22 protein-coding genes and 1 pseudogene are annotated in these 25,360 nt (G+C 41.5%); 20 read left to right on the forward strand and 3 right to left on the reverse strand.

Features of this window, described 5'->3' with window-relative positions:
* Nucleotides 1-81: 81 nt before the first annotated feature.
* The 3 genes from metG (at nt 82) to ahpF (ending at nt 4,537) form a co-directional block, all read left to right on the forward strand.
* A complete protein-coding gene (gene metG / locus J2T50_RS01030; RefSeq protein ID WP_253362778.1) occupies nt 82-2,088 on the forward strand; it encodes a methionine--tRNA ligase in 2,007 nt (668 codons plus the stop codon).
* Nucleotides 2,089-2,214: 126 nt separating this feature from the next.
* On the forward strand, nt 2,215-2,775 hold the full coding sequence (ahpC, locus tag J2T50_RS01035; RefSeq protein ID WP_253362780.1) for an alkyl hydroperoxide reductase subunit C: 561 nt from the start codon (nt 2,215-2,217) through the stop codon (nt 2,773-2,775).
* Nucleotides 2,776-3,004: 229 nt separating this feature from the next.
* Nucleotides 3,005-4,537, forward strand: a complete 1,533-nt coding sequence (ahpF, locus tag J2T50_RS01040; protein ID WP_253362782.1) for an alkyl hydroperoxide reductase subunit F — start codon at nt 3,005-3,007, stop codon at nt 4,535-4,537.
* A 196-nt stretch (nt 4,538-4,733) separates the two neighbouring features.
* Here ahpF and J2T50_RS01045 read toward each other — a convergent pair whose 3' ends face one another.
* Nucleotides 4,734-4,979 carry a hypothetical protein gene (locus tag J2T50_RS01045; RefSeq protein WP_253362784.1) on the reverse strand — a complete coding sequence of 82 codons (246 nt, stop codon included), beginning with the start codon at nt 4,977-4,979 and terminating at the stop codon, nt 4,734-4,736.
* Nucleotides 4,980-5,077: 98 nt separating this feature from the next.
* Here J2T50_RS01045 and J2T50_RS01050 point away from each other — a divergent pair, with 98 nt between their 5' ends.
* The 6 genes and pseudogenes from J2T50_RS01050 to J2T50_RS01075 all read left to right on the forward strand — a co-directional run.
* A complete protein-coding gene (locus J2T50_RS01050) occupies nt 5,078-6,028 on the forward strand; it encodes a competence protein CoiA (protein WP_253362786.1) in 951 nt (316 codons plus the stop codon).
* A gap of 44 nt (nt 6,029-6,072) precedes the next feature.
* Complete coding sequence (gene pepF / locus J2T50_RS01055; RefSeq protein ID WP_253362788.1) at nt 6,073-7,875, forward strand: oligoendopeptidase F; 1,803 nt, start codon at nt 6,073-6,075, stop codon at nt 7,873-7,875.
* A gap of 42 nt (nt 7,876-7,917) precedes the next feature.
* The gene (locus tag J2T50_RS01060) at nt 7,918-8,469 is read left to right on the forward strand and encodes a GNAT family N-acetyltransferase (RefSeq protein ID WP_253362790.1); all 552 of its coding nucleotides are present in this window, start codon (nt 7,918-7,920) and stop codon (nt 8,467-8,469) included.
* Nucleotides 8,441-8,860, forward strand: a complete 420-nt coding sequence (locus J2T50_RS01065) for a GNAT family N-acetyltransferase (protein WP_253362792.1) — start codon at nt 8,441-8,443, stop codon at nt 8,858-8,860. Before J2T50_RS01060 ends, J2T50_RS01065 begins: the two co-directional genes overlap by 29 nt.
* Nucleotides 8,861-8,962: 102 nt before the next feature.
* Nucleotides 8,963-9,586 (forward strand): HAD-IA family hydrolase, encoded by a 624-nt coding sequence (locus tag J2T50_RS01070; protein ID WP_253362794.1) that lies wholly within the window; start codon nt 8,963-8,965, stop codon nt 9,584-9,586.
* Nucleotides 9,587-9,807: 221 nt separating this feature from the next.
* A pseudogene (locus tag J2T50_RS01075) lies at nt 9,808-9,884 on the forward strand (IS200/IS605 family transposase); the annotation flags it as partial.
* A 153-nt stretch (nt 9,885-10,037) separates the two neighbouring features.
* On the opposite strand, the gene J2T50_RS01080 reads toward J2T50_RS01075, so the two are convergent.
* Together J2T50_RS01080 and J2T50_RS01085 are read right to left on the reverse strand one after the other, a co-directional pair.
* Entirely contained in the window at nt 10,038-10,574 is a 537-nt protein-coding gene (locus tag J2T50_RS01080; RefSeq protein WP_253362796.1) for a hypothetical protein, read from the reverse strand.
* Nucleotides 10,575-10,644: 70 nt separating this feature from the next.
* Nucleotides 10,645-11,166, reverse strand: a complete 522-nt coding sequence (locus J2T50_RS01085) for a transcription repressor NadR (RefSeq protein ID WP_253362798.1) — start codon at nt 11,164-11,166, stop codon at nt 10,645-10,647.
* 108 nt (nt 11,167-11,274) lie between these two features.
* Here J2T50_RS01085 and J2T50_RS01090 point away from each other — a divergent pair, with 108 nt between their 5' ends.
* From J2T50_RS01090 to J2T50_RS01140, 11 genes are all read left to right on the forward strand, one after another.
* A complete protein-coding gene (locus J2T50_RS01090; RefSeq protein ID WP_253362800.1) occupies nt 11,275-11,994 on the forward strand; it encodes an O-methyltransferase in 720 nt (239 codons plus the stop codon).
* A gap of 60 nt (nt 11,995-12,054) precedes the next feature.
* The gene (locus J2T50_RS01095) at nt 12,055-13,002 is read left to right on the forward strand and encodes a peptidylprolyl isomerase (protein WP_253362802.1); all 948 of its coding nucleotides are present in this window, start codon (nt 12,055-12,057) and stop codon (nt 13,000-13,002) included.
* Between the two features lie 201 nt (nt 13,003-13,203).
* On the forward strand, nt 13,204-15,822 hold the full coding sequence (gene alaS, locus J2T50_RS01100) for an alanine--tRNA ligase (RefSeq protein ID WP_253362804.1): 2,619 nt from the start codon (nt 13,204-13,206) through the stop codon (nt 15,820-15,822).
* 675 nt (nt 15,823-16,497) lie between these two features.
* Complete coding sequence (locus tag J2T50_RS01105) at nt 16,498-17,124, forward strand: suppressor of fused domain protein (RefSeq protein WP_253362805.1); 627 nt, start codon at nt 16,498-16,500, stop codon at nt 17,122-17,124.
* 126 nt (nt 17,125-17,250) lie between these two features.
* A complete protein-coding gene (locus tag J2T50_RS01110) occupies nt 17,251-18,933 on the forward strand; it encodes a GspE/PulE family protein (RefSeq protein ID WP_301282783.1) in 1,683 nt (560 codons plus the stop codon).
* Nucleotide 18,934: 1 nt separating this feature from the next.
* Nucleotides 18,935-19,993: a type IV pilus twitching motility protein PilT gene (locus tag J2T50_RS01115; protein ID WP_253362806.1), complete on the forward strand. Its 1,059-nt coding sequence runs from the start codon at nt 18,935-18,937 to the stop codon at nt 19,991-19,993.
* 6 nt (nt 19,994-19,999) lie between these two features.
* Nucleotides 20,000-21,220: a type II secretion system F family protein gene (locus J2T50_RS01120; RefSeq protein ID WP_253362807.1), complete on the forward strand. Its 1,221-nt coding sequence runs from the start codon at nt 20,000-20,002 to the stop codon at nt 21,218-21,220.
* A 223-nt stretch (nt 21,221-21,443) separates the two neighbouring features.
* Complete coding sequence (locus J2T50_RS01125) at nt 21,444-21,875, forward strand: type II secretion system protein (protein WP_253362808.1); 432 nt, start codon at nt 21,444-21,446, stop codon at nt 21,873-21,875.
* A gap of 106 nt (nt 21,876-21,981) precedes the next feature.
* A complete protein-coding gene (locus J2T50_RS01130; RefSeq protein ID WP_253362809.1) occupies nt 21,982-22,479 on the forward strand; it encodes a hypothetical protein in 498 nt (165 codons plus the stop codon).
* 13 nt (nt 22,480-22,492) lie between these two features.
* Complete coding sequence (locus tag J2T50_RS01135) at nt 22,493-23,851, forward strand: VWA domain-containing protein (protein ID WP_253362810.1); 1,359 nt, start codon at nt 22,493-22,495, stop codon at nt 23,849-23,851.
* Nucleotides 23,852-23,862: 11 nt separating this feature from the next.
* Nucleotides 23,863-25,353, forward strand: coding sequence for a type II secretion system protein (locus J2T50_RS01140; RefSeq protein WP_253362812.1), 1,491 nt, complete (start codon nt 23,863-23,865; stop codon nt 25,351-25,353).
* The last annotated feature ends 7 nt before the right edge of the window (nt 25,354-25,360 follow it).

Raw genomic sequence — 25,360 nt, forward strand, 5'->3', positions numbered from 1 at the left:
GGATGGGGAATTTGACAAATTTATGGTATAATGAATTGTTATACTTAGAATAGCCTCCCATTAGGGCTGAAAGGAAAAAATATGACTGAAAAGAATTTTTACATTACCACACCGATTTACTATCCATCAGGAAAATTGCACATCGGTTCTGCTTACACAACCATTGCCTGCGACGTTTTAGCACGTTACAAACGCATGATGGGCTTTGATGTGCATTATTTGACAGGTCTTGATGAGCACGGTCAAAAAATTCAGCAAAAAGCAGAAGAAGCTGGCATTACACCTCAAGAATATGTAGATGGTATGGCAGTTGGTGTAAAAGAGTTGTGGAATCTCTTAGACATTTCTTATGACCAATTTATCCGTACAACAGACAACTATCATGAAGAAGCTGTTGCGAAAATCTTTGATACATTATTGGAAAAAGGGGATATCTACCTTGGTGAATACACTGGTTGGTACTCAGTTTCTGACGAAGAATTCTTTACAGAAAGCCAATTGGCAGAAGTGTATCGTGATGAAAATGGCAACATGATTGGTGGGGTGGCCCCATCAGGACACGAAGTTGAAAAAGTCTCTGAAGAGTCATACTTCTTCCGCATGAGTAAGTACGCGGACCGTTTGAAGGCCTACTATGCAGAGCATCCAGAGTTCATTCAACCGGACGGACGCATGAATGAAATGCTGAAAAACTTCATCGAGCCTGGCTTGGAAGATTTGGCAGTTTCTCGTACGACCTTCACCTGGGGGGTTAAAGTTCCTAATGACCCTAAACACGTGGTTTACGTATGGATTGATGCCCTTTCAAACTATATCACTGCGCTTGGTTACAACAATAGCTTGCCAAATCAAATGGATAAATTCTGGGGAAATGATGACCAACATGAAGTGATTCACATGATTGGGAAAGACATCCTTCGTTTTCACTCTATCTACTGGCCAATTATGTTGATGGCGCTTGACTTACCATTGCCAACACGCTTGGTAGCGCATGGTTGGTTTGTCATGCAAGATGGGAAAATGTCTAAATCTAAAGGGAATGTTGTTTACCCAGAAATGTTGGTAGAGCGCTTCGGTCTTGACCCACTTCGTTACTACCTCATTCGTTCGCTTCCAATTGGTTCAGATGGTACTTTCACGCCAGAAGATTACGTTGGTCGTATCAACTATGAGCTTGCCAACGACCTTGGAAATCTTCTTAACCGTACCGTTGCCATGATTAACAAATACTTTGGTGGTGAGGTTCCTGCCTTTGCGACGGCTACTGAATTTGATGCTGACTTGGCAACAGTTGTAGCTGATAACATCGCAGCCTACCACAAACAAATGGCAGCAGTGGATTACCCGCGTGCGCTTGAAGTTGTTTGGAACATCATCTCTCGTACCAACAAATACATCGATGAAACAGCTCCTTGGGTATTGGCTAAGGATGAAGCAGACCGTGATAAACTGGCGGCGGTAATGGCTCACTTGGCAGCTAGCCTCCGTGTGGTAGCGCATCTTATCCAACCATTCATGATGGAAACGTCAAATGCTATCATGGAACAATTGGGACTTGGCTCTGCCTTTGACCTTGAAAACCTTGCATTATCAGGACTTCCAACAGGTATCAAAGTCGTTGCCAAAGGAACACCAATTTTCCCACGTCTTGACATGGACGAGGAAATTGCCTACATCAAAGAACAAATGAACGCTGGCAAAGCGCCTGTTGAAAAAGAGTGGGTGCCAGAAGAAGTCGAATTGACTTCAAGCAAAGAAACCATTAAATTCGAAGAATTCGACGCTTCGGAAATCCGCGTTGCCGAAGTTATCGAAGTGGAAAAAGTTGAAGGATCAGACAAGTTACTTCGCTTCCGATTGGATGCGGGAGACGCTGACCACCGCCAAATCTTGTCAGGAATCGCTAAATTCTATCCAAACGAACAAGAACTAGTTGGTAAAAAACTCCAAATCGTGGCTAACCTCAAACCACGCAAAATGATGAAAAAATACATCAGCCAAGGCATGATTCTCTCTGCGGAACATGATGGTAAGTTGACGGTCTTGACAGTTGACCCAAGCGTGCCGAATGGTAGTGTGATTGGGTAAGAGAAAAATAAAAAGTTTGTAGAGTTTTCTGCAAGCTTTTTAATATATTTTTATTTTTGGAAACGTTTTAGTGGACTTTTTCTTGATACTTATTTATAATGAAACTAAATAAAAAGGAGGTAACTTATGTCATTAATTGGAAAACCTATTGTTGAATTTTCAGCAGATGCTTATCAAAATGGTCAATTTATTACTGTTTCTAATGAGGATTTGAAGGGGAAATGGTCTATTTTCTGCTTCTATCCAGCTGATTTTTCATTCGTCTGTCCAACTGAATTGGGTGACTTGCAAGAGCAGTATGCTGAATTACAATCCTTGGATGTAGAAGTTTTCGGTGTTTCGACCGATACTCACTATGTTCATAAAGCTTGGCACGATGACTCGGATGTCGTTGGTACACTGGAGTATGCATTGATTGGGGATCCATCACATCAGCTATCTCTTGGTTTCGAGGTTCTTGGAGAAGATGGTTTGGCACAACGGGGAACTTTTATTGTAGACCCAGATGGCATTATCCAAATGATGGAAGTTAATGCAGGTGGTATTGGCCGTGATGCAAGTAGCCTTCCTGATAAGGTCCGTGCTGCTCAATACGTTCGCGCACACCCAGGTGAAGTTTGCCCAGCTAAATGGAAAGAAGGAGAAGAAACCCTTACTCCAAGTCTTGACCTAGTTGGTAAAATTTAAGTTTTTTCTCATTTTTAGAAGACTCGGCACTCTCTTCCCAAAAGTTCAATTTTGGGGAAGAGTGACCTGGTTTTCGTACGAACCTATTACAGACAAATTATAATGGTGGGGCGGGGTTTCCCGTCCCATTCTTTTAATGGAACCTAGGCTAGATAAGTTCAGATAAGGTAGAGTTTCTTGTATGTAGCCCGCTACATCTCTCATTTCATATCGTATGAAAGGATTTTTTATGGCATTAGATGCACAGATTAAGGGGCAGTTTGCCCAGTATTTACAACTGTTGGAGGCCGATGTGGTCTTTCAGGTTCAGCTTGGCGAGGATGAATCTTCTCAGAAGGTTCGTGATTTTTTGGAAGAAATTGCAGCAATGAGCGATCGAATTAGCATTGTTCCTGCTAGTCTTTCTAGAACTCCTAGTTTTAAGATTGCCAAAGTTGGTCAAGAGAGCGGTGTGGAGTTTGCTGGTCTACCGCTGGGACACGAGTTTACTTCCTTTGTGATGGCCCTTTTGCAGATTTCTGGTCGTCCACCAAAAATAGAGGATGACTTAGTCAAACGAATCAAGGCTATTCAAAGCCCGCTTCATTTTGAGACCTATGTCAGTCTATCTTGCCATAATTGCCCAGATGTTGTGCAGGCATTCAATATAATGGCAGTCCTCAATCCAAATATCACCCATACCATGGTGGAAGGAGGGATGTTTCAGAAGGAAGTAGAAAGCAAAAAAATCATGGCGGTCCCTGCTGTTTTCCATAATGACAAACTCTTCCATTCTGGTCGTGCAACTATAGACGAACTGGTGGAGATGGTTGCTGGGCCGATTAGTCAAGATACCTTTGAAGAGAAAGGAATCTTTGATGTATTAGTAGTTGGTGGCGGTCCTTCTGGAAATAGTGCAGCCATCTATGCTGCTCGAAAAGGGATTAAGACAGGTCTGATTGCAGAAACTTTTGGTGGCCAAGTCATGGAAACAGTTGGTATCGAAAATATGATTGGTACCCCGTATACTGAGGGTCCTAAACTCATGGCTCAAGTCGAAGCTCATACCAAGGAATATCCAGTTGATATTATGAAAGCACAAAAAGCCAAATCTATTAGGAGAACAAACTTGATTGAGGTCGAGTTGGAGAATGGAGCCATCCTCAAGACCAAGACAGCTATCCTTTCAGTTGGTGCCAAGTGGCGCAATATCAACATTCCTGGTGAAAATGAGTTCCGCAATAAGGGTGTAACCTATTGTCCGCACTGTGATGGTCCTCTCTTTACTGGAAAAGATGTCGCTGTAATAGGTGGTGGTAACTCGGGTATCGAAGCAGCTATCGACCTAGCCGGTCTAGCCAAGCATGTCTATGTTTTGGAATTTTTACCAGAGCTTAAGGCAGATCAAGTGTTACAAGACCGCATTGCTGCTTTACCAAATGTGACGGTTCTTAAAAATGTAGCGACTAAGGAAATCGTCGGTGATGAAGAAGTGACAGGATTGGTGTATATTGACCGAGAAAGTCAAGAGGAGCAGATTATTTCTTTGCAAGGTGTCTTTGTGCAAATTGGCCTAGTACCTAATACAGAATGGCTTTTAGACAGCGATGTGGCTCTCAACGACCGCCGTGAGATTATCGTAGATAGTCACGGGGCGACCAATGTTTCAGGAATCTTTGCAGCGGGTGATTGTACGAACTCTGTCTATAAGCAGATCATCATTTCTATGGGGTCGGGAGCAACCGCAGCTCTCGGAGCCTTTGATTACTTGATTCGTCAGTAAAACAAAGGAGCTTGCTAGTAGTGTACAGTTCTCCAAATCGTCGCTAACCTCAACCACGCAAATATATCAGCCAGTGCATGATTCTCTCTGCAAGACATGGTGGTAAGTTGACTCAAGCGTGCCGAATGGGGCGATTATTGGATAATAAAAAAATCAGAGCTTTTGCTCTGATTTTTTTGTGCACTATAAAATTTTCTTACTTTCCTAAGATAGCTGGCATGAGGACCAAGTAGGTGTAGAGCATGTTGGCAACCGCGATTGCGATACCGATACCGTTTAGGATGATTTCCAATTTGTAATCATGAGCTGTCGCTTTTTTGCCGTTCAAGGATAGGACAAGTCCGATAATCCCACAGATAAGACCAACGATTGCAATTAGCAAGCTAAAGATGATTGAGACGATGCCCAAGACAAGAGGGGCCTTTGATTTAGGTGTTTCCATTTTTCAAATCTCCTTTGATAAGATAGTTTTAGTATAGCAGTTGTTGCTTTGGAAGTCAAACAACTTTTAATTACGAATAAGTAGTAAAAGGAGGTTCTATGCTAGTTGCTTACGATAAAATGGGGACGTTGGTCAATCTGGTGCAAACTGTGCCAGCGGATAGAAAAGGGTACGTTTGCCCAGCCTGTCAAGCTGCTGTTCGTCTGAAACACGGCTCTGTTATGCGGCCGCATTTTGCACATGTCAGTCTGGAGGACTGTCAGTATTTCTCTGAAAATGAGTCGGCCCAGCACTTGGAGTTGAAGTCAGTCCTCTACCAGTGGGCTAGCCAGACGGCAGAAGCTGGGATAGAAGTGGTTTTGCCAGAAATTCAGCAAATTGTAGATGTTTTGGTTGATGGTCATTTGGCGCTGGAGGTGCAGTGCTCAAGTTTGTCTATTGACCGGCTGCGTGAGCGGACGACCAGCTATCGCAAGGCGGGTTATCAGGTTCTCTGGCTTCTCGGAAAAGACTTGTGGCTGAAAAAGTCCTTGAAACCCTTGCAAAAGCAATTTCTATATTTCAGTCAGAACATGGGCTTTCATCTCTGGGAGTTGGATGTGGAGAAGAAGGAATTGCGCCTCAAGTACCTGATTCATGAGGATTTGCACGGTCAAGTTCAGTACAGAATCCGGTCGTTTGCCTTTGGAAAAGGGGATTTGCTGAGCATTCTTCGTTTACCTTATAGTCGTCAACAGTTGGTTTCTTTTGAGGGGAAATTGGATCCCAACATCTGTCACTATGTGGCGCAGCAGCTTCATTATCAGACACCCAAATGGATGCGACTGCAAGCACAGGCTTATGAAAATGGGAAAAATTTGTTGACCTACAAAACAGAAGAATTTTATCCCCAAGTCCGTTTGCCACAGAGCTTCATTGGATTTGCGCAGATTAGTCAGGATTTGTCGGCACTTTATCAAGATTTTAATGCATTTTACAAAAAAGTAAAGAATAAAAACCACCAAAAACTCTATCCACCAATCTACTATAAAATGTCCTGTAAGCGCTAAAATGTGCTATAATAGGAATATTAAGGTCAAGAAAGGAAATGAAAATGACAAAACAACGTAATGAAATTGATGACAAATACAAATGGGATTTAACCACCATTTTTGCAACGGATCAAGCCTGGGAAGCCGAACTAGCAGCTATCCAAGAAGAACTTGAAAAAGCCAAAGACTTTGTAGGTCATCTCTTGGACTCAGCAGACTCTCTCTTAGAAATCAGTGAGTTCCAACTTGGTCTCATGCGCCGTATTGAAAGTCTCTATGTCTATGCATCTATGAAAAATGACCAAGATACGCGTGAAGGCATCTATCAAGAATTCCAAGCCAAGGCAATGGGAGTTTACTCAGCTTATGGTCAAGTTTTCTCTTTCTACGAGCCAGAATTTTTGCAAATCACTGATGAGCAATTGGCAGCTTTCTTAGAAGAAGAACCAGCTCTCAAACAGTACAAACACCAATTTGAAACACTTTTGGCACAAAAAGCTCATGTATTGTCTCAAGAAGTAGAGGAAGTCTTGGCTGCAACTAGTGAAATCTTTGAAGCGCCATCTGAAACTTTCTCTATCTTGGACAATGCCAGCATCCAATTCCCAGAAATCGCGGATGAAGATGGTCACTTGGTGCCATTGTCACACGGTAGCTACATTTCATACATGGAGTCAAAAAATCGCGACGTTCGTCAAGAAGCTTACGAAGCCATGTATGGTACCTATGAGCAATTCCAGCATACTTATGCGAAGACTTTGCAGTCCAATGTCAAAGTTAATAACCTAAAAGCTCGTTTGCGCAAGTATAGCTCTGCTCGTGAAGCAGCCTTGTCTAACAATTTCATCCCAGAATCAGTCTATGAAACTTTGGTCGCAGCTGTTAACAAGCATTTGCCACTCTTGCATCGCTACATCAACCTCCGCAAGGAATTGTTGGGCTTGGATGACTTGAGAATGTACGACATGTACACACCATTGTCAGAAACAGACTACAAGTTCACTTATGAAGAAGCGCTTGCAAAAGCAGCGGATACCTTGAAAATCTTTGGCCCAGAATACTCTGCCATCGTGGATAAAGCATTCAGCGAGCGCTGGATTGATGTTCACGAAAATGAAGGAAAACGCTCAGGTGCCTACTCAGGTGGTGCTTACGATACCAATGCCTTTATGTTGCTCAACTGGCAAGATACCTTGGACAATCTCTATACTTTGATTCATGAGACAGGGCACTCACTCCACTCTATGTTTACCCGTCAAAATCAACCCTATGTCTATGGACATTACTCTATTTTCTTGGCGGAAATTGCTTCTACAACCAATGAAAATCTCTTGACTGAGAAACTCTTGGCAGAAGTGACGGATGAGAAGACACGCTTTGCTATTTTGAACCATTATCTCGATGGTTTCCGCGGCACAGTCTTCCGTCAAACTCAGTTTGCAGAATTTGAACAAGCAATTTACAAGGCAGACCAAGAAGGTCAAGTCTTGACAGCAGAATTTCTCAACCAATTGTACGCAGATATCAATGCGAAATACTATGGATTGTCAGCCGAAGACAACTACGAAATCCAATTTGAATGGGCACGTATTCCGCATTTCTACTACAATTTCTACGTATATCAATACTCAACAGGCTTCGCAGCTGCTTCAGCCTTGGCCAACAAAATCACATACGGTACAGCTGAAGACAAGGAAAACTACCTCAATTACCTCAAGGCAGGAAATTCAGACTATCCACTCGAAGTCATCAAAAAAGCAGGCGTGGACATGACAAAAGAAGACTATCTCAACGATGCCTTTGCTGTATTTGAAAAACGCTTGACTGAGCTAGAAGAACTTGTTGCAAAAGGTGTGCATAAATAATAAAAAATCCCTCAGGGGATTTTTTGTCCATTTGGAGGTACTATGGAAATTAGAAGATTAGACTTGGCAGACGAAACGGCTTTTCTAGAATTTAATCAGCTCTTGCTAGCAGAAAAAGAAGCAGGACAATCCTTTATCGAAACCAAGGAAGTGACAGATTTTGCGGCGTATGTTCAGAAGTTGACAGGCCAAGAAAGGCTAGTGGAACATCCAGATTGGTCGATGGTCACATCCTATTTTGCCTTTGTTGATGGCCAAGTTGCTGGTAAGATTTCTTGCCGTTGGGAATTAGAAAAAGGAAACCTGGCAGAAATCGGAGGCCATATCGGTTATGCAACGTCCCCTCGTTTTCGCCGTCAGGGGATTATGAAAGGTCTCTTGTACTTTGCCTTTGACCGTTACTTGGAGCGCGGTATTGACAAGATTTTTATTACGGCTTTGGAAAATAACCTTCCCAGCCGAAAAACGATTGAAAGTGTCGGTGGTGTCTTGCAGGATGTGATTGACCTCGAAGACGGAAAGCGACTAGCACGGTACTGGGTAGATATCAGAAAAGGAGGCTATTATGGACATTCGCAAATTAGAATTGAGTGACCAAGAAGCCTATCGTCGCTACGAAGCAGCTATGTTGTCAGATAAGCAGGGCAATCCTTTTGTCGAGTTGGAATTCGTCGAAGACCTAGAACAAGCTATCTTAGATGGGCAACAGTCTGAGGTCAAGCAAGCAGGACAAACCTGGTCTCCCTATTCGACGTATTATGGTTTTATTGATAATGAGATTGTAGGGATGGTGCGCTGTTTTTGGGAGGCTGATAATTCTACAGTTCTTGATTTAGGTGAGGTGGGCTACATGGTACATCCCCATTATCGGTGGCAAGGAATTGCTCAAGCACTTTTGGCATTTGCCTTGGATTTATTTGAGAAAAAGGCTATGAAAAAGTCTCTGTGGCAACCGACCGTGACAATCTTCCCAGTCGTGGCTTGATTAAAAAAATGGGGGGCAATTGGAGAGCATTAGGCAGATTCACTATTTTGGTCAGTCCATGTTAGCAGCCAAGTATTGGATTTATCTAGGAAAGGAAAATACATGACAGTAACGTTTGTGTGGGATTTGGATGGGACCTTGATTGATTCCTATCCTGCCATTATGCGGTCTTTAGAGGTCACCTATGCCCATTACGGGTGGGAATTTGACGGGGAGAAGTTGCAGGACTATATTTTAGAATTCTCAGTTGGACAACTCTTGGGAGAAATAGCGCAAGAGCATCAGCTGGATGCCCGTGAGGTCAAGACCTTGTATTCGGCGGATTTGAAAAAGCGTGATCGAGAATTACAACTATTTCCAGAAGCGCAAACTGTTCTCGACTGGACTCGCTCGAAAGGCATTGCCAATCATATTTATACCCACAAGGGGGACAACACCCAGCATGTCTTAAAAATGTTGGGCATCGAGTCCTACTTTACAGAAGTTCTCCACAGTCAATCTGGCTTTGCACGTAAGCCGGCTCCAGAAGCTATGGATTACTTGGTGGAAAAGTATGATTTGGATAGGCAGCAGACTTATTATATCGGTGACCGCAAGTTGGATATGGAGTTTGCTCTCAATAGCGGTGTGCGCAGTATCAGTTTGACGCAGTCGGATAGTCCAGATAATTTTTTTATCCATTCCTTATATGAAGTACCCCAAAAAATCTCTATTTCTAATCTGTAAAACAAAATCTGGCATTTGAATAAGTTCAGGAGTTCTATTGGTGACCGTAGTCCGTTTTGCTCCAAAGGCGCGAAAGAACTATTCGCCATTTGAGTTCGTATCAGCGCCGGTTATACAAAAAATCTTCCATCGGAGTACAGTAAAGGTGTTTAAGCCTATTGTAAATCGAAAGGAGAAAAAATATGGCATAAAAAACGCATAGTTTATCGCACAAAAATTGGATGCGTAAATATCACATTATCTTTACCCCTAAGTATAGGCGAAAAATTATCTATAATCACAATACAGAAAAAGTTTAGATGTGCCCTTATTCTGCTTCGTTGAGAAGTTGGTGACGAGTCAAGAACAGAGAGGCTTGAACAAAGTGAAAGCCAGCGTCTTTAGGTGCTAGCTGGTAATATGGGCTTATAGCCCTTGTAAAAACCACCCGTTTTCACGGGTGGTTTTGACTTTATGAAAAGTGAATTCCAACTCGATGCTTGAGAACACCAAAGAGAGAATGGGCCAAGTAAAAATCAATGATGCCATGAATTAATGATCCCAGTCCGATAAGTACTAATAAGTACCAAAAGTAATTAGGATTGGGATTTTCAGTAACTGCTATAGCATAGACGACAGCAAATTCAGTCAATCCATGTAACACGTTTAGGAATAGGGCGGAGAAGAAAGTGAGGGAAGTTTTGTGTAGTAAGAGAGGGTGTTTTTGAAAAATAGAGGCGCCCACTGTAGCAAAGATAAGATGGGAAAGAGCACGCAGGACGATAATCATTGGAAAGCCAGCCATAAAAAAGCCAAGTGCTGTCCCTAAGGCAACAATTATAGCAATCGGAAGAGAGAGAAATAGTGCAATGAATAGCGGGACATGGCTGGCAAGGGTAAATGATGCTGGTCCAATTATTAATTTGATAGGCATAATCATTGGAATTAGAATACCAAATGCAACCAATATTGCAGTAAAAGCGAGCGATTTTGTTTGTCTTTTTTTCATTGTTGTTTATCTCCTTTGTGAAATAATTATAAATAAAAACATTACAAGTGTCAAGACACTTGTAATGTTTTTATTCTTCATTCCATAATAAATGTGCGGCTGCCAGGCTCTTCTTAATTTCTTCAAATTGATTTTTGGAAGCACAGGAAATCGTATGAAGATGAAGTCCCTGAGTCAAGCTTGATAGTAGGGTGGCATTTGAATTCTTCATTTCTTTGATGAAATGATAAACATCCTCACGTGTCTCAATGTTAAGAACAGCAGTCAACATACCATAGATAGGATGTTCTACTTGGACATCAAGAATGCTCCCTCCCTGATTGACAATAAGCAGCATTTCTTTTTCTGTATCTAGAGATTGATGGGAGCAGACAACTTTTCCTAAAAATGCATGTGAGTTCTTTGTCGGGGATAAAAGATAGCCTCTATGTGTGGATAAAATATCATGGTTTTCAGCACGTAACAGAGCAATATCTCCCACAATAATTTGCCGGCTCACGGATAAATGTTTCGCCAAATAACTTGCTGATATGGGGCGATTGGCATTTGATAAATAGTCAATAATCAGTTGGCGTCGTTTTGTAGCTTTCATAGAACCTCCTAGTCTTTCTTTACATCATATCATAAATGAGATTTTTAGTCGCTAGATTACAAAATGAAAACTTTGAAAAAACTACATAAATACGCTATACTAGAAAGCATGGTTGAATCATACAGTAAAAATGCAAATCACAATATGCGACGTCCCGTTGTCAAGGAAGAAATCGTTGATTTTATGCGGGCGCGCCAGGCTCAAAATCAAGGTTTTCTGAAAGACTTGGAAGACTTTGCTCGTCAAGAAAATATTCCTATTATCCAACACGAGGTGGTAGCCTATTTTCGCTTACTTCTGCAGACAATGCAGCCTAAGAATATCTTGGAAATCGGTACGGCTATTGGATTTTCAGCGCTTTTAATGGCTGAAAATGCTCCTGAGGCTCACATTACGACAATTGATCGCAATGAAGAAATGATTGGCTTGGCTAAGAAAAATCTTGCCCAGTACGATAGCCGCAAGCAGATTGAGCTCTTGGAAGGCGATGCTTTAGACCTCCTTCCAACCTTGCCAGATAACCAATATGACTTTGTCTTCATGGACTCAGCTAAGTCTAAGTATATCGTCTTTTTACCAGAAGTTTTGAAAAAGGTAAAAGTGGGTGGTATCATTATTTTTGATGATATTTTTCAAGGTGGAGATGTGGCGCGAGATATTATGGATGTGCGCCGTGGACAGCGGACTATTTATCGAGGTCTGCAACGATTATTCGACGCAACCTTGGACAATCCAGACTTGACGGCCAGCTTACTGCCATTAAGTGACGGCTTACTCATGCTTCGGAAAAATAGTGAGACGATTTCATTGCCTATTCAGGAAAATTAAGCAAGTTTTAAGCTTTTATGTTATAATGATAGGGTTAACGAAAAAAGGAGTATTTTCAGAATGAAAACTAAAAAAATTCTAGCAGGTGCGGTGACACTCTTAGCAGCAGTCACACTTGCAGCTTGTAGCTCAAACGGTAAAGACATCATTACGATGAAGGGTGGTTCTATCACAACTTCTGAGTTTTATGATCGTGTGAAAACTAATTCAAGTGCTCAACAAGTATTGCTTGAATTGGTCATTTCTGACGTTTTTGAACAACAATACGGTAAAAAAGTGACCGATAAAGAAGTAGACGAGTACTACAACAAAATCGCAAAACAATACGGCGATTCATTTACCGCGGCGTTGACTTCAGCAGGTTTGACAACAGACACTTACAAAAAACAAATCCGTGCCAATATGTTGGTGGATTACGCTGTAAAAGAAGCAGCTAAAAAAGAATTGACAGATGCTAACTACAAAGCAGCTTATGATGCTTACACACCAGAGGTTTCTGCTCAAATCATCAAATTCTCAGATGAAGCAAAAGCAAAAGAAGTATTAGCCAAAGCACAAGCTGGTGAAGACTTTGCACAACTTGCAAAAGACAACTCAGAAGACACTGCTACTAAAGAAAAAGGTGGCGAAGTGAAATTTGACTCAACGTCAACAAGTGTTGCAACAGAAGTGAAAACAGCTATTTTTGCCTTGGAAGAAGGCCAAGTTGGTGCTTCAGTTGTGAAAGTAACCGATGCGTCTACTTACAAAACAAGTTACTATGTTGTGAAATTGAACAAGAAAACTGCTAAGTCAGAAAACTGGAAAGATTACAAGAAAGTCTTGAAAGAATCGATCTTGACTTCTAAGCAAAATGACTACACGTTCAAAACAAGTATTATTTCAAAAGCCTTGAAAGATGCCAATGTTAAAGTGAAAGACTCTGCATTCTCAAATGTATTGTCAAGCTACATCACAACAGACAAAACAAGCAAGAGTTCAACTTCAAGCTCTTCATCAAGCAAATAATCATAAGAATGGTAGAAAGGAATCTTTCTTCAGAAAATTGGCGGTTGCTGCGAGCCATGAAAGACCGACTACTTGCTACTTATGACAGGATACAAATGTAAATAATAAGAGGATGACAAGTTCATCGAATGAAGGTGGTACCGCGGTTTTTCGCCCTTCGTTTGATTGGATTTGTCATTTTCTCGTGAAATAGGAGACATCATGAAACAATTATCATCAGCACAAATTCGCCAAATGTGGCTTGATTTCTGGAAATCAAAAGGTCACTCAGTAGAGCCATCAGCAAATCTGGTTCCTGTTAATGACCCAACCCTTCTCTGGATCAACTCAGGTGTAGCAACCCTTAAGAAATATTTTGACGGGTCCGTTATCCCTGAAAATCCACGGATTACCAATGCGCAAAAATCAATCCGTACAAACGACATCGAAAATGTTGGGAAGACAGCTCGTCACCATACCATGTTTGAAATGCTCGGAAACTTTTCTATCGGAGATTACTTCCGTGACGAAGCTATCGAGTGGGGCTTTGAGTTGTTGACAAGCCCAGAATGGTTCGGATTTGACAAAGATAAGTTGTTCATGACCTACTATCCAGCGGATACAGATTCATACAATCGTTGGATTGCTTGTGGTGTTGAGCCATCTCATTTGATTCCAATCGAGGACAATTTCTGGGAAATCGGTGCGGGTCCTTCAGGTCCAGACACAGAGATTTTCTTTGACCGCGGAGAAAGCTTTGACCCAGAAAATATCGGTATTCGTCTCCTTGCAGAGGACATCGAAAACGACCGTTACATCGAAATCTGGAACATCGTTTTGTCACAGTTCAATGCTGACCCAGCTGTTCCTCGTAGCGAATACAAGGAATTGCCAAATAAAAATATTGATACGGGCGCTGGTCTTGAGCGTTTGGCAGCCATTTTCCAAGGTGCTAAAACAAACTTTGAAACAGACTTGTTCATGCCGATCATCCGTGAAGTGGAGAAATTGTCTGGTAAGACCTATGATCCAGATGGGGACAATATGAGCTTTAAGGTCATCGCTGACCACATCCGTGCCCTGTCATTTGCCATCGGTGATGGTGCCCTTCCAGGAAATGAAGGTCGTGGTTATGTCCTTCGTCGTCTACTTCGTCGCGCTGTTATGCATGGACGTCGTCTTGGTATTAACGAAACTTTCTTGTACAAATTGGTTGTAACTGTTGGTCATATCATGGAAAGCTACTATCCAGAAGTGCTTGAAAAACGTGAGTTTATCGAGAAAATCGTTAAACGTGAGGAAGAAACATTTGCTCGTACAATTGACGCAGGTAGCGGTCACTTGGATTCTTTACTTGCTGACTTGAAGACAGCCGGTCAAGATATTCTTGAAGGAAAAGACATTTTCAAACTTTATGATACCTATGGATTCCCAGTTGAGTTAACAGAAGAATTGGCAGAAGATGCCGGTTATAAGATTGACCACGAGGGATTCAAAGCAGCCATGAAAGAGCAGCAAGACCGTGCGCGTGCGGCTATTGTCAAAGGTGGTTCAATGGGTATGCAAAATGAAACCTTGGCAAGCATCACTGAGGAGTCTGTTTTCAGCTACGAAGCAACAAGCCTTGAAGCGAACTTGTCTGTTATCGTTGCAGACAATGAGCGTACTGAAGCCGTGTCAGAAGGTCAGGCCCTCCTTGTCTTTAGCCAAACACCATTCTACGCTGAAATGGGTGGACAAGTTGCTGACCACGGTATCGTGAAAAATGACAAGGGTGACACAGTTGCGCGTGTGATTGATGTCCAAAAAGCACCAAATGGTCAGCCGCTCCATACGGTAGAAGTATTGGCGAGTCTGTCAGTTGGTACCAACTACGTACTTGAAATTGACAACAAACGTCGTTTGGCTGTTGAGAAAAACCATACAGCGACACACTTGCTCCACGCAGCCCTTCATCAGATTATCGGTGAGCATGCGACTCAAGCGGGTTCACTCAATGAAGAAGGTTTCTTGCGATTCGACTTTACGCATTTTGAAGCGGTAACAGCAGAAGAATTACGTGCGATCGAAACACAGGTTAATGAAAAGATTTGGGAAGCTCTTCCTGTGACAACAATTGAAACAGACGTTGAAACGGCTAAGTCAATGGGCGCAATGGCTCTCTTTGGTGAAAAATATGGTAAGGTTGTACGTGTCGTTACCATCGGAGATTACTCTGTTGAACTTTGCGGGGGGACTCACTTATCCAACACATCTGAAATCGGCCTTTTCAAGATTGTCAAAGAAGAAGGAATTGGTTCAGGAACGCGTCGTATCCTTGCCTTGACAGGTCAAGCAGCATTTGAAGCCTTCCGCCAACGTGAAGATGCCCTCAAAGAAGTAGCACAAACGCTTAAAGTGCCGCAGTTGGAGCAAGTTCCTGCTAAGGTCGTTAGCCTTTCAGAAAATCTACGTGATCTTCAAAAAGAAACAGCTGAATTGAAAGAAAAAGCTGCAGCAGCCGCAGCTGGTGACATCTTCAAAGATGTCAAAGAGGCAAATGGCTTACGCTACATTGCAAGCCAAGTATCTGTCTCAGATGCCGGTGCGCTTCGTACTTTTGCAGATAACTGGAAGCAAAAAGACTACTCAGACGTTCTTGTACTCGTCGCAGCTATCGGTGAGAAAGTCAATGTTCTCGTGACTAGCAAGTCAGCTGACGCTCACGCAGGCAATATCATCAAGGCCCTTGCTCCAATCGTTTCTGGACGTGGTGGTGGTAAGCCAGACATGGCCATGGCCGGTGGTAGTGATGCAAGCAAGATTGCAGAACTTCTAGCAGCTGTTCCAGCACAATTTTAATGATTCAAAAATCCATGTTTTTAAACATGGATTTTTTTGTAGTCCATCATAGTAGATTTCACGAGTGAGGGTAGAAGGATGACATCTAGCTGATGGCTCCTTTCAGTCTAAGATGTGACTTGTTTTTTGAAGAAAGTGATGCGCCGTCACGGGTCAGATGTGTGGTATCAATATCATACTTTATTGTATAATTAGTAGTAGACATATTGATCATTTTTCTATACTTGGTGTTCTAACCGTTAGTATAGTGGATAAATATGCCTTTTTTTATGCACTTTATTTTACAATACAGTGAAATTTATTTTTTTATAAATAGAGAAAATGCAAGGGAAAAATCTTTAAAAAAATGGGGAAAAGGATACAGATTATAGTTGATAATTTATAAATATTTTTATATGTTTATGCCGTTTTCTCATTTTTGGTATTATAAATGCGTCGGATTTTGAGAAAAAACACCTAAAACATAGAAGTTAAACGACGGATTTGATGTGTTATAATCTATCAGGGTTGTTTGGTGTAGGCGTTTTCTATTTGCTAACACTAAGTAGCTAGTCAAAATAGATGGAAAAGATGGAAAGGGGTCAGATGGGATTATTAAACTTTTTAATGAAAAAGCCGAAATCGGAAGAGAGTATAAATACTTATCAAAATACAGTAAGTGACTCCGCAAAAGAGATGTCATCAGAAAATGAAACATCTCCGCAAAAGATTCCAGCTGGTTGGCAGTCTATTACAGATGCTTTTTTATTGTCTTATCCAGGACAAGATAAACCACGACAGTTAAGCGCCAGTCCTTCTCGCTTAGAAGGTGGAAAGCATAGCTTGGAGGGAATTACTATCTATGATGCTGGAGATTACTGGCATTTTGTAACCTATGGCTTATCAGATGTATATGATCAAGGGACAGATACGACTAGCTTTGGGATGGAATTTACGTATAAGCTGAAAAAATATCCTGACGACAATGAAGAAAAGGTCATCATTGGCACTGCAAACTTATTGAAAAGTTTAGCGAGTTTGACACGTGAAAAGGGTGAACTCTTTGGTCCATACGAGTATGTCTATACCGGTCAGACAGAGGGAGTTGACGTAGACCAACAGTCCCTGTTGACAGGATTTATCTGTGTTCCAGATGATACAGTAGAAAAAGTTCAGACGCCAAATGAAGAAGTCCAGTTTATTCAATTTGTCGGAGTAACAGATGCAGAACTACGCAGCTTGACAGATAGCCAATCGGTGCAACGTCTATATAGTGAGATACCAGATTTTATTACAGACTATCGTAGACAGTCTTTGAGATAAATACAACACAGCAATCTTCTAACAATTTCAGTGAGGAATTGTGGTAAAAAATTTTGCTAGCAAAATTGTATCGTTGTTCGGATGCAAAAACACAAGAGTATAAACAAACAAAAATAAAGAAAGGTGATGAGTGATATAGAAATTTTAGAAATAATGGTCCGTTCGCGCTTAATCAGCGAGGGTGATAGACAAAATATCATAAACGAAATGAAAGAAACGGATACTTCTCTTGAAAAATATCTTTTGAAAAAAAAGTATGTCAATGAAGAAGATTTGCTGAAAGTGTTAAGTTACTACTACAAAACACCTCAAGTCAACCTTTCTCAGTTTTCGATTGATAAGGAAGCGGTAGCTAAGGTAACCGAAAAAATCGCACGTCGCCACTGCTTGATTCCAATTGCCTTCACAGAGGATATGGAGCCAAGACTTATCGTTGCGATGGCAGATCCAAAAAACTACATCGCCTTGGATGATGTTCGAATTGTATCGAAGATGTCGATTGAACCACACATTGGTTTGAGTGACGATATTCAAAAATATATTGACCAGTATTATTCACAGGGTGATGCGGCCCACCAAGCGGCGACAGAGATTGAGGGCTTTGGTGTTGAAGATGATGTCGTAGAAGAAGATATCTCAATCAAAAATTCACCTGTAGTACGCTTGATTGACTCGATTGTTAGTCAAGCTATCAAAACACGGGTATCAGATATTCACATCGAGCCATTTGAAAAAGTTGTTCGTGTTCGTTTCCGTGTGGATGGAACACTGGTTGAAAATATGCAATTAAAGGCTTCTACGCATTCTGCTATTGCGACACGGATTAAGATTATGAGTGGCTTGGATATTGCTGAACGTCGTATTCCACAGGATGGTCGGATTGAGACTACGATTGATGGACGTGAAGTGGATATGCGTGTGTCTGTTCTTCCAACTGTTTTTGGTGAGAAGATTGTTATTCGGATTCTGAATCGGAACGCGACTCTTTTGAGTAAGGAAGAACTTGGATTTTCACCGGCCAATGAAAAAATCTTTGATGATATCTTGAAAGCACCTGAAGGAATTATTTTGCTGACAGGGCCAACGGGGTCTGGTAAAACGACCACTCTTTACACAGCATTGCGCGAGTTAAACGATGTTGGAAAAAATATCATCACTGTTGAAGACCCGGTAGAGTATAGACTAGACGGAGTCAACCAAGTGCAAGTGAATGTCAAAGCAGGTTTGACATTTGCCAGTGGTTTGAGAAGTATCTTGCGTCAGGACCCGGATATTGTCCTACTGGGAGAAATTCGGGATGAAGAGACAGCAAGTATCGCTGTTCGTGCCGCTATTACAGGTCACGTCGTTCTTTCTACAATCCATACCAACGATACAGCTTCTACTGTCAACCGTCTGGTGGATATGGGAATTAAACCTTACTTGGTTTCAACAGCTACTGTTGGTATTATCGCACAGCGTTTGATTAAGCGGATCTGTCCGAAATGTAAAACGGCTTATACCGTTGAAGGAAATCAATATCAGCACTTAGGCATCCATCATGGAGACAAGCTTTACAAGGGTGAAGGTTGTAACTATTGCGGTGGGACTGGCTACTATGGTCGTATTGCGATTCATGAAATCATGGCCGTTACCAAAGAAATAAAAGCCATGATCAACCAAGGTGCGACAACTGCTGAATTGCGCAATCAAGCTCGTTCACAAGGGATGAGAGATTTGTCAGAAGAAGCAATAGAGACAGCCAAAAATGGGATAACGACAATGGAACAAGCAATGAAGATTGCCTTTAGTCTAGAGGGAGAAGCCTAAGATGAATTTAGATGGATTAATCAAACAAGCCATTGAACATGGTGCGTCGGATATTCATTTTACGGTGGGGGCTGAGCCAACGATGCGTTTGCACGGGAAGCTAATGCCCATTACCGATGAAAAAATGACAAATACGGACACGGTTCGATTTGCCAAAGAAATACTAACAGAAAAACAAATTCAACACCTACTTGAAGTGGGAGAAGTTGACTGTGCCTACGAAGTTGATAATGGCTTCCGTTTGCGGGTCAATATCTTTAAACAACGAAACAACTCTGGGATTGCCTTGCGGGTTATTCCAAATCAAATTCCTAGCATGGAATCCCTCGGATTGCCAGCAGTTATAAAAAAATTGGCTGAAAAGCGTCGGGGGCTGATCTTGGTTACAGGACCAACTGGTTCAGGGAAATCAACGACCCTAGCCACGATGATCGACTATATGAACGAGCTACGTGATGAGCATATCATCACCATCGAAGATCCGATCGAGTACATGCACACACATAAGCAGTGCTTGGTTAACCAGCGTGAGCTTGGTGCGGATACACAGAGTTTTGGAAATGCCCTTCGTGGTGCTCTCCGTCAGGACCCGGATGTCATCCTTGTAGGGGAAATGCGGGATAAGGAAACCATCGAGATTGCCCTTCGTGCGGCAGAAACTGGTCACTTAGTTCTTTCTACACTCCATACGGTCGGAGCGGTCAATACAATGGACCGTATTATTGATGTCTTCCCTGCCGAACAGCAAGAACAAATTCGTGTTCAGCTCTCTGCCGTTGTAGAGGGAGTTGTATCTCAGCAATTGATGCGTACTTTAAATGGGAAAGGGCGTGTGGCAGCATTTGAAATTATGCTGGCAACACCTGCGGTTCGAAACCTTATCCGTGAAGGAAAAACTCACCAATTGTTGACGCCAATCCAAACGGGAGCTAGTCAGGGCATGATTACAATGGACACCTCTCTACTTGGACTCTATCGTCGCAATCTAATTGATCGCAAGACCTTGCTTTCTTACGCAGTAGACCGTGAGCAAGTTGAAAAAGTAGTCATGATGGGGTAGAAAACCATGGCAATATTTATATGTAAATATCTTGACGAAAAAAATCGAGTTCAAGTTTTAGAACTGGATGTAGATTCTAAAGGCGAAGCTCTAGCCCAGCTCCGATTAAAAGGTCGTCCCATCAGTGTGGAAGAAAAGGGACTTGGTTCAACCGAGATTACACTAGGTGAACCTAAAAAGGTCAAAATAACAGATATTTCCCTTTTCTGTAAGCAGATGTCTGTTATGTTGGAAGCCGGTATTCCGCTTAACAATGCTGTGGATATCATGGAGCATCAAACGACCTCTAAGCCTCTCAAAGCTGCTCTGAAAAAAATGAGTACTCAGCTCAAAGAGGGGAATCAGCTTTCTCAAACGATGAAAGCGCAAGGTAAGGTTTTCCCTAATCTCCTTGTCCGTATGATTGAAGCAGGTGAAAAGACAGGTAAAATCGATGAAGTGTTGGAAAAAATGTCCGTTCACTATACCAAAGAAGTCAAAATCAATCGTCAGATTACAGGTGCTATGATTTATCCGGCAATCTTGAGTTTGCTAGTTATCGGTGCGGTCTTTGTCCTTCTCTATGTCGTGGTACCGTCCTTTAAGGATATTTTCGAGAGTGGAGGTGTGGAGTTGCCACTACCGACACGGATCGTCCTCTTCCTCAGTAATTGGGTCCAGTCCTACTGGTATATCCTCTTGTTGACGATTATTGGTGGAACCTTTGGCTTTCTTAGCTACCGTAAGACAGAGGCAGGGCGCTTTCAGCTTGACCTACTCAAACTGAACCTTCCGATTATCAAAACTTCTATCCAAAAAATTATCACTGCTCGCTTTTCAAGTACACTAGCGACGCTAACTAGTGCGGGCATTCCATTGGTAGATGCTTTGGAAGCAGCTGCTTCAACGACCAACAATAGTGTGGTGGTGGATAAGATTGATAAGGCTAGCGAGGGAATCCAAAAAGGTGAAAATCTGACTGAGATGATTGGCCAAACTGAGCTCTTTCCTCCAATGATGCTCTCCATGGTTAAAATCGGAGAGGAGTCAGGTTCACTAGAGTCCATGCTTCATAAGACCTCTGCCTACTACGAGGAAGAACTCGAAGCTGCCATTAAGCAGTTGCTCTCCCTCATGGAACCAGCCCTCATCATCATCATGGGGATTGTTATTGGTGGTATCGTAGCCTCTATCATGCTTCCATTGCTCGGTCTCGCAGGAGCGGTTGAGTCAGGCGCTGGTCAATAAAAAACTTGGGAGTTGCAAGACCTTCCAATAGACAAACAAAACTGGCACTGGAGATGACCATAGGCCATTGATTGAAGGGTGAGACTGGTACAAACTATCCTAGCCTTCCCTCAATTACCTATGGCTCCTCTCAACTGCCCCGCTTACTTTGAGAGTTTGTAGAGTCTCTCTAACTATCAAGCGGGTCAGACCTATACATTTTGAAAAAGAAAAGGAAATAAACATGCTAAGTAAATTACAAAACATCCGTCGCAACGCTAAGAAAAAAGGGTTTACCCTTGTCGAGTTGGTCGTAGTTATCATCATCATCGCTATCATCGCTGCGGTAGCCCTTCCACGTATCGCTTCTTTCCAAGAAAGTGCTCGTAAATCACGTATCCAATCTGAACACCGTCAGTTGGTAACAGCTATTCAATCACGCATTGCCCAAGCAGCTGAACCAACAACAGAGTATGAAAAAATTACTAAGCTTGACGATCTCAAAGATTATATGAATATCAAAGGTGGAACTGTGACTTCATCTGTTGAGAAAAACAATAAACAACCTGCTCACGTAATCGCTGATGGAAAACTAACTTCAACTTATACTAATCCAGGTGATTCTAGCAAAAATGATACATGGGAATATGTTTTTAGCCCAGCAGGGAAAAAATAAATAATAAAAAATAATCTATAAAACTCTACCCCGACGTTTCGTCGGGTCTTATCAAAGGTCTGATACACCTCATCAGGCCTTTGATAAGACTATAGAGGAGGAACATATGATCAAAACTATCCGAAAAAAAAGAAAAGGTGGGACCTTGTCCATGGTGATCGTTATGATGGTCATCGTGACAGCCACAGTTGCTCTGATGGCAGGAGTCTTAAGCACAGCCAACCGACAGACCCTACGGAATTATTACTATCTGGATGCCAAGTATGTCGCGACATCGGGTAGTCAGTTGGCGTTGGGAGCTTTCTTTGAGGGCGATGGCAAACAGTCGGGCCTCTATACAGAATTTTCTAAGCGAGCTAGCAGACAGAAAACTTCAGATGAAAAAGTAACAGCTACTCATCAATTTGAACATGGTACAGCAGAGATTACCATGACAGGTGAGTTTAGTCCACAGACTAGCCGTTCTAAAAACGACTACTATGTCGTCCTTACGTCAAAAGCAAAAGTTGGAGATAGTGATGATTACTATGTACATACAGTCCGTTTTAATCTGGAAAATCCAGCTTTGAGAACAGAAAAAAGTGGTATTCGCCACTCCAAATAGAAAGAGGTAATAAATGAAACAGGCAAAAAGAGGGTTCACACTTGTTGAACTTATCGTCTCCATCTCCCTAATCGCAGTGGTTTCACTTGTGCTAGGTGTCATTTCTCATACGGTCTTTGCTAGCAAGGATTTGGTTGACAAGGAAGCAACTATTCAAGCAGAAGTTCGAACCAGTATGCAAGCTGTAGATAAAAGTGTTCAAAATGCCACAGCCATCTTCGTCTTAGACGATTCAAAATACGATGGTGATGCTAAAAATTTGAAATCAGGCTGGAGCTATATCGGTCTCACAAAAGATAAAAAAAATCTAGTCAACTTTTCTTGGAACAAAGCAAAAAATACCTGGGATGAAGTTAAGTTAGGAAATCGCCATCTCTACGATATTACGATGGACCTCAAGTTCTCAAGTGATGACAACTACCAAGATAACCGCTTGGTGAACTACGAAGTTAAGGGACAGTATACCAATACGAATAAAAAATTTGCCTTAGATTCGGCTTCCGTCGCCCTCAATACAAAACAAGTTTTCTCCCACGTTGCTAGAGGCAAGCAAGGGGTCGCCATCGCTTACCGTAATGACCCTATCGAAGGGCAGATGAATACAGCCATCAGTTTTGTCTTTGATACATCAGGATCGATGGCTTGGGATATTAACGGGGGAAAAAATAATCATAGCACATCTTCAAATATCAGAATGACTATTTTGAAAGACAAAGCAAAGAATATGATTGATGAATTGACTGACTTGGGTAACGTTAGCGTCAACCTCGTACAGTTCTCTACTCTGGGAGGCTATATCCAAGAGCAATTTGTTGATTTAAAATCAGGATCAAATACTATCAAGCAAAACATTCAAAATATGCAACCAGATGGAGGGACCAATCCTGGAGACGGTCTTCGCCACGCTATGGTCAGTCTTCAAAAAAATCCTGCCCAATTCAAATATGTTGTTCTTTTAACAGATGGAGTTCCTAATATCTATACAGTAGGAAGCTATACTTCAAAGTATTTACGGTATGGTTACAGAGATGTATATGATTATGGTAATCCAACATTTGACTTGTCTGATAAGCTAGGAAGCAATGCAAGTAAAGATTTTTACTATGGTGATGGTAAATTTCTTCGAGAAGCTGTGAGATATACACAAGAGGTATCTAAAACCTTTGGGGAAGGTATTCGTCGTGTTAGCATGATAGGTTTTTCTGGTGTACCATCTGAAAAAGCTTACGGTCAAGAGCTCACGAATGCTGTTAAGAATGGGAAAGTAGATGCAAACTACTATGATGCCTCCAGTGAAGAAGATTTGGCAAAGGTCTTTTCAGATATTAAAAAACAAATTGAACAAGATCTCTGGTTTGTAGTTGGACCATAGTGGGGGACTGTATGAAAAATGTTAAGAAAAGAAAAGGGATTACTCTCGCGGAGGTTATCATCTCCTTAATTCTGATCTCTGTTATCGTTGTGGGAACCATGAGCTTTTTCTCAAATTCATTTAATAATGTGTTTGGATTACGAACGCAAAATAAAGTCAACTTCGATATTCAAGAGCAATTTGAAAGTAGAATAGCAGATGTCAAGAAAAATGGAGGCACAGGTACAGAGGAGCGGGAATTTGTTTATAAAATTGGGAGCAACGCTCCACAAACAGTAAAAGTCAAAGGGACAAATTTGTCCTATAAAAATGACAAAGCTCCTAAAAAAATTCATCTCTTTGTCGCTAATAATAAAGAAAGTGTCTTGAAAATTCCTGAGGATTTAAAGGTCACTCTTGATGAAAAACAGGGATCAAAAGGTAAGGCTTATTACTATGTAGGGGATGAGACACCAGATGGACGTGTTCAACTGACTGACAAGTCTACAAGTTCTAAAATCTACACCGAAGAAGGCTGGTTCCAAAGCCATTCATCTATAAAAGATAAGGACAATCCAAGTAAGCCAATTGTTTTAGTTGGGAGCTTGGCGGCGATAGGTTCGACAGAGTCAAAAGTAGCTCATCCTAAGATGTTGGAAGATTTTAAGCAAATTTCAAAGAAAAATAGTGGATTTAAAATTGAAAAGGAGATGCGTGGCTCTTATCTGACTTTTGCTGCTCGCGCCATCAACTCTTTTGGTCGGGTAGGCCAATACCAAGAGGCCGAATATCGTATCTGGGTAATGGGGATCCCAGTTACGAAAGAATTGGCATTCCATACAGACGCTGATCTTGCTGTGAAAAAAAATGAAGATGGTACACCTTCAGCAATTACAACTGATAGTAAAGAGCATCAAGGGGTTGAGCTTCTGAACTATCATAATGGTCAAAAAATCACAGATAATGTGGCAGTAAAGAGCATTTTTGATGAGGAAAAACATCAAGCAAGACAAGTATTAGCACTAGAACATAATACTTTAGCAATCAAAGATATTAAAGTGCAGAAAGGAACAACCAACTCCTTTTTGCTCACAAAAGAATCTCAGTCAGGTGCCTTAGTTTCGTATCAGTTTGGGAACCAATTAATTTGGAAGCTAGACATAGGTGACAATGGAGAATTGAAAATAGCAACTAGTGATGCTTCAAATGGCAATTTATCATCGAATTCTACAGTTACCCAAAAGCTTGTTAAAGACCAAGATAACTCTATTCAAATTGTAAGCCAACCAGTTAACGATTCTCAATTGAAAGTGGAAGTATATTTGAATGGAGAAAAAATCCATACAGATACACTAACTGTTAAGAATAGAAACCGTAATGGGCAACAACCTATAACAGTTACCTTCGGTGGACAGACCCACATCAATGAAATTGCTGTATTTGAACGCTCATTAGGTCAGGATGAGATTAAGTCCATGACTGAATATTTCAAAAATAAATACGAAGTAAAAAAAGAAAATTAAAAAGAAA

The organism is Streptococcus gallinaceus, assembly GCF_024170225.1.
Taxonomy (GTDB): Bacteria; Bacillota; Bacilli; order Lactobacillales; family Streptococcaceae; genus Streptococcus; species Streptococcus gallinaceus.

Excerpts from the sequence above, each read along its gene's own strand:
- ahpC (WP_253362780.1), top strand. The coding sequence starts at position 2,215 with ATGTCATTAATTGGAAAACCTATTGTTGAATTTTCAGCAGATGCTTAT.
- J2T50_RS01135 (WP_253362810.1), top strand. The coding sequence starts at position 22,493 with ATGAAACAGGCAAAAAGAGGGTTCACACTTGTTGAACTTATCGTCTCC.
- J2T50_RS01110 (WP_301282783.1), top strand. The coding sequence starts at position 17,251 with ATGAGTGATATAGAAATTTTAGAAATAATGGTCCGTTCGCGCTTAATC.
- J2T50_RS01060 (WP_253362790.1), top strand. The coding sequence starts at position 7,918 with ATGGAAATTAGAAGATTAGACTTGGCAGACGAAACGGCTTTTCTAGAA.
- J2T50_RS01095 (WP_253362802.1), top strand. The coding sequence starts at position 12,055 with ATGAAAACTAAAAAAATTCTAGCAGGTGCGGTGACACTCTTAGCAGCA.
- pepF (WP_253362788.1), top strand. The coding sequence starts at position 6,073 with ATGACAAAACAACGTAATGAAATTGATGACAAATACAAATGGGATTTA.
- metG (WP_253362778.1), top strand. The coding sequence starts at position 82 with ATGACTGAAAAGAATTTTTACATTACCACACCGATTTACTATCCATCA.
- J2T50_RS01130 (WP_253362809.1), top strand. The coding sequence starts at position 21,982 with ATGATCAAAACTATCCGAAAAAAAAGAAAAGGTGGGACCTTGTCCATG.
- J2T50_RS01090 (WP_253362800.1), top strand. The coding sequence starts at position 11,275 with ATGGTTGAATCATACAGTAAAAATGCAAATCACAATATGCGACGTCCC.
- J2T50_RS01065 (WP_253362792.1), top strand. The coding sequence starts at position 8,441 with ATGGACATTCGCAAATTAGAATTGAGTGACCAAGAAGCCTATCGTCGC.
- J2T50_RS01050 (WP_253362786.1), top strand. The coding sequence starts at position 5,078 with ATGCTAGTTGCTTACGATAAAATGGGGACGTTGGTCAATCTGGTGCAA.
- J2T50_RS01080 (WP_253362796.1), bottom strand. The coding sequence starts at position 10,574 with ATGAAAAAAAGACAAACAAAATCGCTCGCTTTTACTGCAATATTGGTT.
- J2T50_RS01045 (WP_253362784.1), bottom strand. The coding sequence starts at position 4,979 with ATGGAAACACCTAAATCAAAGGCCCCTCTTGTCTTGGGCATCGTCTCA.
- J2T50_RS01125 (WP_253362808.1), top strand. The coding sequence starts at position 21,444 with ATGCTAAGTAAATTACAAAACATCCGTCGCAACGCTAAGAAAAAAGGG.
- alaS (WP_253362804.1), top strand. The coding sequence starts at position 13,204 with ATGAAACAATTATCATCAGCACAAATTCGCCAAATGTGGCTTGATTTC.
- ahpF (WP_253362782.1), top strand. The coding sequence starts at position 3,005 with ATGGCATTAGATGCACAGATTAAGGGGCAGTTTGCCCAGTATTTACAA.
- J2T50_RS01120 (WP_253362807.1), top strand. The coding sequence starts at position 20,000 with ATGGCAATATTTATATGTAAATATCTTGACGAAAAAAATCGAGTTCAA.
- J2T50_RS01115 (WP_253362806.1), top strand. The coding sequence starts at position 18,935 with ATGAATTTAGATGGATTAATCAAACAAGCCATTGAACATGGTGCGTCG.
- J2T50_RS01140 (WP_253362812.1), top strand. The coding sequence starts at position 23,863 with ATGAAAAATGTTAAGAAAAGAAAAGGGATTACTCTCGCGGAGGTTATC.
- J2T50_RS01085 (WP_253362798.1), bottom strand. The coding sequence starts at position 11,166 with ATGAAAGCTACAAAACGACGCCAACTGATTATTGACTATTTATCAAAT.
- J2T50_RS01070 (WP_253362794.1), top strand. The coding sequence starts at position 8,963 with ATGACAGTAACGTTTGTGTGGGATTTGGATGGGACCTTGATTGATTCC.
- J2T50_RS01105 (WP_253362805.1), top strand. The coding sequence starts at position 16,498 with ATGTCATCAGAAAATGAAACATCTCCGCAAAAGATTCCAGCTGGTTGG.